Genomic DNA, 12,917 nt, shown 5'->3' with positions numbered 1-12,917 from the left:
TCAAAATTATCTGCCACTTAAAAACTCATATTTTTATGATTAAAATATTGAATATGATATATATATGAATATTGATAGAGTCAATATTATGAATATGACTCTCATACCAATATCAAAATCATTAGAATCCGTATTTACTGCAGGAAATCCAACTGGTGATCCATTATATATTGCAACAATGAAGGCTAAATAAGATAAAACTAAAGCAAAAAACTTCTCACCAAATATAAAATTATCTAATATAATTAAGCGACCAATAATTAAAAGACCGATACAGGCACAAATTATAACAATTATCCTTCTATATTTGCCCATAATATAATTCAGCAATATATCTTTAATCATTTTCCGCACCCAATTTGTTTAGGATTTTTTTCACAACTTATAACTCCTCCAGGCACCTTTTCTGCAACTTTACCTGATGCTTCACTAAAAATCTTTTCTACTGTCTCAGAATATAACCTGTCCCCATCTAATGTTTTTACACCACTAACAACTTTACTTGCAGCGGCCCCAGCTACTGAAGAAAGTCCAATTTCTGCTCCCTTTTGATATATAGATTTTTCATCATCTAGTAATGTACTAGCTGTACCTAATAAAGTACCAGCTCCTAGTAAATAAGGAGAGGCTGGTGTTGGATAAAGACCCGCTGCAGTAGAGATATCACTCAAAGTCCCTGAGGTGTCAGAAATATCTTTTCTTAGTTTCATATCATGATATTGCCCACATGCACCTGAATTTGGATTAATACCTTTTGCTTGACATTCTGCACGCATTTTAGCAATAGTCTTCCCTGCTTGCTTGTTGCTTGCTTCTGTCACTATCGAAAATTCATTATTCTCAACAGCATTCTGCCCAATCACACCTGCCAACTGTGCATTCGATGCTGAATCCCCGACTGTGCCACCTACAACTGCGCCAATCGCTGCTGTTAAATCTCTAATACCTGATTTGATGTTCTCTGGTAATAAATTTGCATCAAACTTACCTGTTTCTGGATTAATCGCTGTTTTGCCATCGTTGTATTGATTCGCAAAGTAATCTGCCGCTGCCTCACTCGCAACCGTGGCACTACCGCCTGCTGCCGGATTACCTCCATTTAAGTAAGCTAGCGTTGCACCCAATATCGCATGACTTGCTAATTGTGCTGCCTTGTTCTTGTCCTCTCCATGTCCAAACTTCTCTCCAATCATATTGGCTGCATAAGGGGCTAAGGTATTTGCAGCAACTTGTAAATCGGTTTGTCCACCAAGGGCACCCGTAATTGCTGTAGTTACCGCATTTAAAGCACGGCTCTTGTCTCCGCCCATACCCCATTGCTGGGTTACTGCTTTTTCTTTGGCAAGCGCTGCATCATAAACACCGTATTGCGCTAAATATGCATCCTTCTCAGCTGCAGTCATCTCTTCCAGTTTGGTTTGTTCTTCCGAACTTAATTGACTGGTAATCTGTTTCCCAATCGCTTCTTTTTCCGCTGTTGCATTCTTGATCTGGTCTTGGGCATAAGTACGGGAGGCAGCCGCAATCGTAGAAGTCGCATCCGCTACTGTCTTTTGCTTATCTAAAATAGTTTGTAAGTTCGGTAAAGTCTCAACCGCTCTGTTGGCTGTAGAGGCATCACTATGAATACCGAGTTGCTCAACCGTAGTCGACTGACCACCTACCGTAATTTTACCTGCACTTAAAGTCGCATAAGTTGTACTGCTGTCTTTGTCAGAATCATGTTGCGGTAAGCTTGGGCTAAAGCTGGTTGCATTACGCCAGTTATCATTATTGGTTGGTTTCGGTGCTTTACTATCTTCTGGAGAAGACTTGCCGCCGCCAAGACTTGTACCACCCGACAAACTCACGCTCGTCGCATCGTACTCGCTTTGGTTTTCGATATTGCTAAAAGTTAAACGGTTTGTAGTCAGATCATTCTTATCTTTAGTTGCAATCGAAACAATGGCTCCACCTTTTAGGTCAACACCATCCGCTTTTACATGGTAACCACCATCACCAGCAAATAAACCAGACTGCTGATTAACGCTATTTGAATTGCCCGAAGCCTTACTGCTACTAAAATTACCCGAAGCTTGCCATGCTGAACCAAGCGAAGCTTGTAAGCGACCGCCTGCTCCAGTTTGTTTGGTATTTTGTTCAACTGTGTCTTGTAAACTTTCAACTTTAAGCTGACCGCCTACATTTGCATCAATACGATCTGCTTTTGCCTGCGCTCCTCGTAGTGTGGTGTCACCTTTACTGGTTAAACTGATATTTTTTGCAGCTAGTGTTGTTTGGTTATGTGTATTGCTGTCTAAATGGTTACTTCCTTTTCCAAATCCAGCCTCACCATAAATATAAACACCTGTTTGTGCACCAACAGATGCTCCCACTCCAACACTTAAACCTGCATTGCTATTTTTACCATCGGCTTTATTTTGGCTTTGGCCAGATTCCAGCACAATATTTTTTGCAGAATCTAGATTAATCTTATCTTCTGCTTTCACCTGAGTATTTTGAAGGTGAATATCTCCATTAGTACTGGTTAAGTTGACATTGCCGCCAGCTTTCAGGTTGTTTTGTTGCGAAGTGGCATAGCTGCTATTTTGCTGGTTTTTACTGGTACTAAAACCAATGCCAGATTCAGCTTTAAATAGTGCTCCACCTTTTATATCACTATAAGTTTGGTAACCTTGAGCACCTGCTGCAACAGCTTGTAATGCTTGTGTACGGTCATCCGCTTGACTCTTTGTGGCTTTATCCGCTGCATTCACTAAATCAATAAGAGGTGAACTCACACGGCTAAATTGTCCAACTTTTAAGTCTTTGCTATTTTCAGATGAACTTCCCGTGTTATAGCCTTCTAAAACCTGAATATCTTGCGCTTTAATATTTAGATCTTTTGCAGCAATAACATCAGCAACTTGTTGGGTATATTGACGACCGGCCTGAATATTCACATTGCCTTCTAAACTACCCACCTGACTACGTTGTTGTTCAACACTATTACTTGTACTTTGGCTCTTGCCACTCATATAGCCATAGAACTGCTCAGTATCTGAAATCTGCGCGCTACCAATACCTTTATTTGAACTCTGCTCACTTTGGCTTTGGCTGTTCTGGCTCGACTTGATATTGATATCACGAGCAGCATGGAGATTCACATCACCTTTTGAGGCAACCGAACTACCTACAACATTAATATCGCCTTGCCCTGTTTGCAGGGTTGTTTTCCCGCCAACCGAAAGCTGAGTTCCCGTAGTTTGTGTACTACGACCATCACCTTGATTTTTGTTTTTAAATGTTCCGGCAGGTGCAGCCCAATCACGGTTATCAATACTAAAACCACTTTGTTTACGATCAACCGTCTGCTCTGAATGGCTCTGTGCAACATTTAGGTTAATATTTTCCTTAGCATGCAATAAGGCATCACCTTCAGCTGAAAGTTGTGCACCCTGGCTATTAATACTTCCTTCTGTTGCAATAATATTTAAATTGCCTTTAGCTGTAGCTTGGGTAATCACAGCCTGAGTGCTGGATGTATTACTCACCTCATTTGTTTTTTTGCTACCTGCTTGAATGGTCACTGGCGTCATCGCCGCCATAGAAGCCTTACGAGCAGCTTCACCTTGGGCCATCACTTGACCAACGGCGCTATCAGAGAATTGACCATTGTTCATACTGTTTTTGTAAGCAGCTGCAGCAGCCATAGCTGGAGAATAGGTCACGCCAACCGAAATACCAGACTGTTTGCTATGAACTTCTGAATGTTGCTCATCAGTTGTGTAGCCCGCATTCAGGTTCACATTGGCACCTTTAAGGTTCAGGTCTTTACCTGCATCTAAAATAGCGGCTTCTGTGGTCAAATCTTTACCAGCGATAATGGTCGTATCACCCGCTTTACTACGAATCATACTTTGGGTAAGTGTTGTAGATTTTCCATCCTCTTTTGTATTTAAGCTCGATTTTCCATAACCTACACTTGCCACACCATCAGAAAGACTCGCTTTAAATCCTGATTTCTTGACAGTCTGCTCTTGTTGATTGGAATAATGATTTTCCGCAGCCACAATATTGATATTTTCTTTAGCCTGAATCTGAATCAACTCATCAGCGACCACTTGGCTACCACGAATATTGACATTATTTGCATCGAGTAGAACCTTTTTACCACTGATTGTACTTGCTATCGCTTCACTCGCTTGATCATGAGTAAAACCAGTATCGGTCTTACTACCTAAAGTTCCTTTATGTTTCTCATACCACTGTCGATCAAATTGGCTGGTCTTACGACCTTCCTCAATATCTAATTGATTAACGGCAGAGATTTGAGCCGTACCCTGTACACTATTTAAACCCGAACCTTGTATTTTAATATTTTGCCCATTTAACAATAATGAGCCATTGCTATTAAGCTGACTGCCAACATCTTGGGCTTTCTGGCTGGTCGTCTGATTCTGTATATCACGGTAAGTACTCAGTTTATAACCCGTTTGTACTGTGCCAATATCAACATTTCCTACTGTATTGATCACTGAGGCGCCATTGCTGTTATTCAGCTCAGCAGCTTTAAGAACTGTATTTCCGGCAACATCAACCATTAAAGTTGCCTTGTTCGGTTGAATCTTATTACCACTACCTACATAAAGCCCAGCAACACGATCTACACCGGTTGTGCTTGCACTAAAATCACCGACCTGACTGGTTGATGTTCTGGTTGTCGTCTCAATCTTGAGGTTGCCACCGACTTTTACAGCCATTGCATCTTTGGCACTGATTTGACCACCAATATTATTGAGGTCTTTTTGAGTCGTAATATCAACTGTATTCCCCTGAATACGTCCCTTCAGATTATTAATATTATCTGCGGTAATTTGAACAGCTTCTCGTCCAGCAATGGTTGAACCATTCAGTAAATCACCATTTAATTTAAAGTTAACGCTATTACCTGTCAGTAAAGTACCATCACCCTTTAAATCCCCCACACGTGCTTTTACATAAACTTGCGGAACAAGCGCTTTTGTTTTCGTTCCATCCTGTAACGTCACGTCTTTTTCAACTAACCAGACAATATCACTGGTCAATTGCGCAATTTGTGCGGCACTTAAAGCAATACCCGGACGCAAACCATATTGCTTGGCAAAGGTCACCCCATTATTCATCAAGGCTTTATATTGTTCCTCATCGGATGCATAACCCTCCAAGAAGCGATAACCAGTTAAGTTAGCTATCTGATCTTGCACCATACGCTGCTCATAAAAGCCATCTCCTAGACGTTTTTGTTGCAATGCAGGGTCAAGGCCTAAAGCATTCAACATATAGTCCGAAGACAACCATTGGTTGTAATTGGTAAAGTTCGGGTCAGTCTCAATGAGATAACCTGCTTTACTATCAGCTCCTGTTCTATACAAGGCGTTATTGGCAACTTTAATATTGTTGTTATTAATGGTACGAATTTCGAGTTGCTCCCCCGTACCAGCTTGATCTGGTGCAGTGGCCTGATCTGAGGTGGAGACACCTGAAACTTGAGAAGCTTTTTGACCTTGTAATTGGTCCAAAACAGAGATTTGAGTGGTATTGTCTTTTTGTTGAACGTTAGATGAGTTTCCATTCAGCCCTGAAGTTTGAACATCAGTTTTTACAGAAGTTTGACCTGCTGTTTGTAAATTTTTATTTTGTGCAACACCTGCTTGCTCAACAAAAGTTGTATTAGATGTAGCTGTTAAATCATTAACATGAGTTGTTTTGATCTGTGCATTCGTGATTGGATCACCAGCACTCTTAGAAACAGCCGTAATATCTTGATTCGTTTGGTTCAGCTCATAATGATCGGCGACCTGACCTATTGGCACATCAATTGTTGTTTCACTTGAAACTTCAAAAGGTCCTTCCCAATCACCTTCATATTCCCAATGTTTATACACTGTCCCCCGATCTACAACCTTTCTAGTCCCTTTTATGCTATTATCTGAAACAATAGCACCCCCCAAATTAATAAGCTCTCCTCCAGCTAAAATTTGGCTCTTATCATTAAATACCTGTGCACCACTTAGATCCAGATTTCCGCCTGCTTTAATTTGACCCGGAGCAGATTCAATGGCTTTGGTTTCATAAGTAATTTCACTATAGGTGTATCTCATCCAATCTTCAAACCAGTTACCACCATCATATTGACCGTCAAAGGTACACCAAGCATTACAGAATTTTTCTAAGCCATCTATACGTGATACTTCAACATTATCATCGGTTATGAAATGCTTATTAACATTATTAATCTGTGCAGCAGATAAGCGCATGTTACCTAAAGATTCAATGGTCGCGCTCTCATTGTTAACCACACTGGCTTGACCAGTCGCTTTACGGTTCTCATCTAAAGCACCGCCTAAATATAAATTTGCAGCACTGAATATAAGTGCCTGACTCGCATAATCTTGTGTATTTGCCAGATTATTTAACACTCCCACACCAAGGTTCATATCACCTCGTGAAGCAATAACTGGAGCCTTACCTTGAATATCTGGCAAGTTATTTAAAGTGTTAGCGCTAATCGCAAGATCTGTACCATAGATACGACCTGTACCTTGATTATTTACAGTATTTGCTTTTAGTGTGGTGTCATCACCATTGATCAGCCCGGTGTTATTAATCTGATCTTGTGCTTCAATTTGGGTATCGTGACTTTCAATTTGAGCATTACTATTGTTGGTTATGTTGGCTGCATTTAGTTTTAAAATATTGCCTGCATTGATTTTTCCATCGTTGGTAATATCCGAAGTTGTACTTAAACTCAGATTGTTATTTGCCTGTAATTGACCTTCTTGAGTCTGCTTAAAGCTTTCTTTCAGCGTAATATTCGCGTCACCCAAACTTGCAATCTGACCATCACCCGTAAGCGATTGAGCTGTAATATTTAAATTTTCGCCTGATAGCAACTTGCCTTTTTGGTTATTAATAACAAGCTGATCGCCTTGTAAATTAAGCTGTTTAACGGCGCTGATTTCACCAGATTGGTTACTCAACTGTCCATTAACTTTAAGTACAGCATTTTGGTTACTACGGATTGCACCAGACTTGTTATTCAAAGTTTGGGCGCTCAAGTTTAGATTACCAGCATCAATACCTTGAACAGACGTACTATCAGTAAAGGTATTTTGGTTATCTAACTGCTGAGTTACAAGATCTAGCTGCCCTGTGGCCATGATATGGCTATCTGGGTCTGTTGCCACCAATTTACCTTGGTTATTGATCTGCTCAATGGTCAGCTGCATATCCCCCATCGACAAAATCTGTCCAGACTGGTTATTTAGCAGTTGTTTTTGACCTGTCCCTTGTAATTTCAGGTTTTGGGTTGCAAGCAAGGTTCCTTTGTTGTTAATAACCTGATTCGCGCTTAAATCTAAATTTTGTCCACTTGCAATGTAACCTTGCGTATTATCGAGAGCACTAAGATTTTTTAAAGTGAGATTACCTTGGCTAAGTAATCCACCTTGTATACCACTATTGGTATTCACCAGATTCTGCCCGTTGGTATCAAGCACAAGTGACGTTTTCGCCTGCACAAGGCCCTGATCATTATTAAATAGACCAGATGAAATCGAAACCAGATCTGAGCTGATCGTACCTTGTTGGTTATTGAATGCTTGTCGTTGGCTATCTATATTTATTGCTTTTAATGATGTAATTTTGCCTAATTGGTTATTAACACCACCCGCTTTAACATCAATTACGCCAGACGACTGTAATGATCCGGATTGATTATTTAAAAGTGAAGAACCTGCATTAATATTTAATACACCACTCACACTTCCAATTTTACCTTTTGTGTTATTTAAACCATTACTGTTAAGTGTAAGATCTTGTCCCGCTGCCAAAACACCTGTTTCATTATTCAAGAGACCTGTGCTTTGTAAGTTTGCACTACCTTGTGCATTGATCTGTCCTGATAACGAGTTATCAATTGAGCCAGCTATCATAGACATATCTTGTCCAGATTGAATAATACCGGCTTGGTTTTGTAACGCTTGTGTACCCGCTTGAAGTGTCAAATTACCTTGGGTTGCCAGCTTCCCTTGATTGTTAATCAAGCCTTGACTATGGATATTGAGGTTTTGATCCGCAATAATTGAACCTTGAGTATTATTAATAGTTTGTTGGCTAGTTAAATCAATTTTACCCTGAGCACTGAAGTGTCCAGCTGTGTTATCTACCGATAAGGCTTTTCCTGTTAAATCAGTTTTTGCCTGTAATATACCAGACTGGTTGGTGAGAGCCTGATCCCCAGCATCAATAGCTAATCCGCCTTGAATACTGCCAATCTGCCCCTGATTATTATTTAAACCTTCACTGCTCAAAGTTACATTTTGGTTTGCAACCAAAGTACCTGCTTGGTTATTGATAAGCCCAGCACTAATGATATTTAGTGCATCTTGTGCACTGATTTGCCCTTGCTGGCTATTATCTAAAGAATTTACTTGCAGGTTTAAACTCGCACCACTTAGTAATTGGCCTGCTTGACTATTATCTAATGCCCCATTAATCACCAGATCTAAAGCTGAACCACTACCTGACTGAATCGTTCCAGCCTGATTAGTTAAATTCTGAGTTGTAACTGTAGTGTGAGCATTCGATGCAATTTTTCCAGCTTTATTGCTGACGTCACCTGTGCTTGTAATTGTATTATCGGTAAGCGCAAGAATAGTGCCCGAATCATTATTCAAGTCACCACTCGTGATTTTAAGACTCGTTCCTGCTTGAAGCGAACCCGAAGTATTTAATAATTTTTCTTTTTGAGCATCAATGGTTAATGAACCCTGAACACTACCAATTTGCCCCGACGTATTATCCAAGCCCTGACTTTGAATAGAAACGTTCTGATTCGCGGCCATTACCCCAGTTTGGTTATTAATTGCTTGTTGCGATAAAACAGTTAAGGTATCTGTAGCATTAATTTGGCCTTTATTACTATTATTTATTGAGCCTGCTGTAATTTTTGTAGTGTTGCCCGTCAATTTGCCTGACTGACTGTTATCTAATGCACCTTTGATATTTAAAGTAAGATCAGCATTTGTCTCAATTGAACCACCTTGGTTATTCAGACTTTGTCCCGTAATTTCTATGGCATCGCCACTTTGAATTTGACCTTTAAGGTTGTTTAATTTCTGAACTTTTAATGCCAATTTTTTTTGAGCAGAGATAAGACCAGACTGATTATCTAAATTTTGAGCGCTTAAAGTCAGATCCTGAGCGGCAAGTATCTTGCCTGATTGATTACTCAAATCGCCTAAACCAGCATCTAATGAGACATTGCCCTGAACGCTACCAATTTGTCCTAAATCATTGGCCAGACCTTGACTCTGTGTAGTCACATCTTGTTTAGCAATGATTTGTCCAGACTTACTGTTAATATCTTTACGGCTTATTAAAGCAAGCGAGCTTTGGCTATTCATGAGACCAGATTGGTTATTAATCTGGTCAGCACTTACAGATAAATCTTTTTCAGCTTGTAGAGTTCCAGAAGTATTATTAACTACACCAGATCCTGCATTGATCGCTACAATGCCTTGGCTACTACCAATTTGGCCACTGCTATTGTCTACACCATTAGAAGTAAGAGTGACATCTTGATTCGCTACAATTTTACCGGACTGGTTATTAATGATTCCCAAGCTGGTCAGAGTTAATGCATTTTGTGCAGAAATGAGCCCATTTAAACTATTATTAATAGAACCAGCTTGAATAACGCCATTCTGTCCTGCGTAAATTTTGCCTGATTGACTATTATCGAGTAAGCCTGCCACATCAAGTTGTACATCATAATTAAGAGCAGAACTTAACTGACCACCCTGATTATGAAGAGTAGTCGTTTTTAGTTGTAAACCCGATTGGCTCTGAATAAAACCTAATTGGTTATTCATTTGATCTTTAATCGCTAAGGTGAGCGGGTTTAGTGTTCCGCTCTGAACCATTTGACCTTTTTGATGACTCAAACTATCTGCAGAGATATTGATCTGATTCGCCGAAGTAGTTGCTCCATCTAATACAACTTGTCCACCCTTCAATAATAGCTGTCCATTACTGAGAATCTGGCCTTGTGCACCTTGCAATTGATCGGCAGTGATATTCAGTTGCTGATTCCCTGCATGGATAATCTTTCCAGTTTCATTATTCAGAGCAGACGTGTTCAGGTTAATTGAAGATGCATTACTGCTAATTTCACCTGCTTTGTTATTTAAACCGTTCACAAAATCTAGGGTAAATTCATTATTGCCCGTATGCTGAATTTTACCTTGACTATTATCTAGCTGTTTTGCTGTAAGGATGAGGTCCTGACTACTCAATAGGCCTTGCTGATTATTAATCAAATTCTGGCTAGTCAGTTTAAGTTGATTCTGGGCAACTACGCTTCCAGCCTGCGTAGAGATGTTGCCTGTCACACTATCTAGCTCAATATTTTGTGCCTGCAATTGACCTTTTGCCGCATCAATATTGCTTTGCGCTTGTACTTTTAAATTACCGCCAGCTAAGGTTTGCCCATGTAAACCGACTTGATCTGAACGAATAGACACATCACCAGCATCACCTAATTTACCTTCACGATCTAGGCCCGCAGCAATCAATCCACCTACACTATGTTCTAAAGTTGAACTGGTAATCTGGACATTTTTTCCAGCCCCCAAAGTACCAGCATTCTGAATATTTTGCCCTGTAACTGTTAAATCCTGATCAGCATAAACACTACCCGTGTTTTTAAGTTGATCATGCTGTAACTTTATTGATTTAGCGTGAATCTGACCTTGAGTATTATCAAACTGCTGGGCAGTACTGTTTAAATTTTGCTGAGCTGCGATAGATCCTTGATTGTTATTAACCGTCACATGTTTCTGATTAATTTGATCTGCAACAATTTGTCCTGATGTATTATTAAGTGATTGGCTATCTAAATTTAAATTGGTTTTAGCCTGAATGAGCCCCTCAGTATTATCAATCGCTTTATTCACTTTAATATTTACAGCTTGGTTTTCTGAATACACAACACCTGACTGGTTCTTCAAATCACTTGCTGTAACATTGACAGTTGCTCCACTTGCAATTTGTCCATCGACATTATTCAACTCACCAGTTACAGCTAAATCAAGCTGTCCAATCGACTGGATTTTTCCGCTTTTATTATTGGCAGACTGACTTTGAATATTAAGAGTACTATTAGAAGTAAGCTGGCCTTGTTGGTTAGTAAAACTTGAGGTTTGGATATTGGCACTTTTAACAGTAAGCTGACCTTGGTCATTATTAAAGCTATTCCCTTTAATATTGATAGCACCTAAATTAAGCTGACCACCTTGATTATCTAAACCATTTTGGCTATCTAAATCTACACCACCATTGGCAACAATTGCACCTTGGTCATTATTGAGTACATCTGACACATGGATAAAACCTGTATCGTAAGTTTTTGGAGTTGTATCTACTGGAGTTACAACACCTAAACTTCCACCATCTTTAGATGGATCTGTTGGAACTGTCGGAACACTTCCACCTGTAGATCCCCCAGTACCGCCACCAGTATTACTCTTAGCAATTCCGATTTTACCGCCAAGGTTTGTCATTGAACCCGACTTTAAATCAAGCCCTTGTAAACCAGTCTGTTCAATAGAACCGCTATTTTTTAGTTTTGTAGAGTTAATTGCTATTCGGGCAGCATTTAACGTACCACTATTGGTAATCGTATTCTGATTTTGAAGATGTAACTCATCAGCACTACTGATTAGACCAGAGTTATTTAGATTTTGACTCTCAACTGAAATTTGTGAAGTTGCGCTACTGATATTACCTGTATTCTGAATGTTTTGAGCTTTAAGTTGCACCTGATCTTTATTTGCAATCAAATTACCACTATTGACCAGATCACCTTTTGCATTCAGGGTAAGGGTGCTTTGAGTACTGTTAATCGAGCCAGCATTACGAACACCTAACCCTTGCTCTGTCCCTACCAAAAAGATTTTACCAGCATACATTCCACCAAGCTGGCCCACATCTAAGGCAAAGTTCGGCTGAGGTGTAGATGTAGGCCCTGTAGTTGCTGTAATTTTAGGAGTAACTTGGTCTTTGACTTGAATGTCATTTTGTCCAAGTACCGTGCCCAATTCATTTGCATACAAGCCAGCATTGACTTTTAAGGCACGTGCATAAATATCGGTATATGGTGTTAAGCTTCCATTTAAGCCTTTACCTTCAATCGTAACCTGACCTTCACGAACACGGAATGATTCAAGATAACCTTGATTCATTACCGCTTGTCCGGTTGTTAAAGTAAAACGGTCTGCGTTAATCACACCACAGCCATCACAGATCAAACCAGATGGATTCGCAATCACAACTTGTGCTTGTTTTCCAGCAACCTCGATATAGCCTTTGAGTTGACTTGGGTTACTGCTATTGACCTCGTTCAAAATAACTTTGGCTTCACCTGTTGCAAGCCATGGGTTGCCTTGTACCCATCCACCAATCTGGGTTTGAGTGTTATTACGTGAGTTATTTAAAATGGCACCTTCTTGACCAACATCAAACTGCGTATAGGTATTCCGCGAAACACCACCTGCACTTGGTGTCTGAATATTGACTTGAGTTGTTCCATTAGCACTATTTAAAATAGTTGGCTGCTGTGATGTCGGAGCACCTTTGTCTGCAATAATCTGGGTTTCAGCCACACTGCTCATTGGTAAACTAATCACCAATGCTCCCAAACAGCCAATTACTGCAAAGTTAAGTGGATTTAGTTTTTTATAATGAATAAGTCTTACAGAAGACGTTACCGAATCTGTTTCCATCATTCCCTGACTTTGCCCGGTTTGCTTAGTTTTACTTTTTACAATCTCAGCAACAGCAATAAACATACCGCGAGCATGACTAAAAATAATACGATAACGGTTCTTATTCAT

The 12,917-nt window shown here is 39.9% G+C and carries 1 protein-coding gene; it reads right to left on the bottom strand.

What is annotated here, in order from left to right; genetic code table 11:
* Nucleotides 1–341: 341 nt before the first annotated feature.
* Nucleotides 342–12,917: a hemagglutinin repeat-containing protein gene (locus RFX69_RS18115; protein WP_271055770.1), complete on the bottom strand. Its 12,576-nt coding sequence runs from the start codon at nt 12,915–12,917 to the stop codon at nt 342–344.

This window comes from Acinetobacter sp. 148 (assembly GCF_031196675.1).
Taxonomy (GTDB): Bacteria; Pseudomonadota; Gammaproteobacteria; order Pseudomonadales; family Moraxellaceae; genus Acinetobacter; species Acinetobacter baumannii.
The sequence above is the reverse complement of the archived record's forward strand: the minus strand, read 5'-3'. Positions and strand labels throughout refer to the sequence as shown.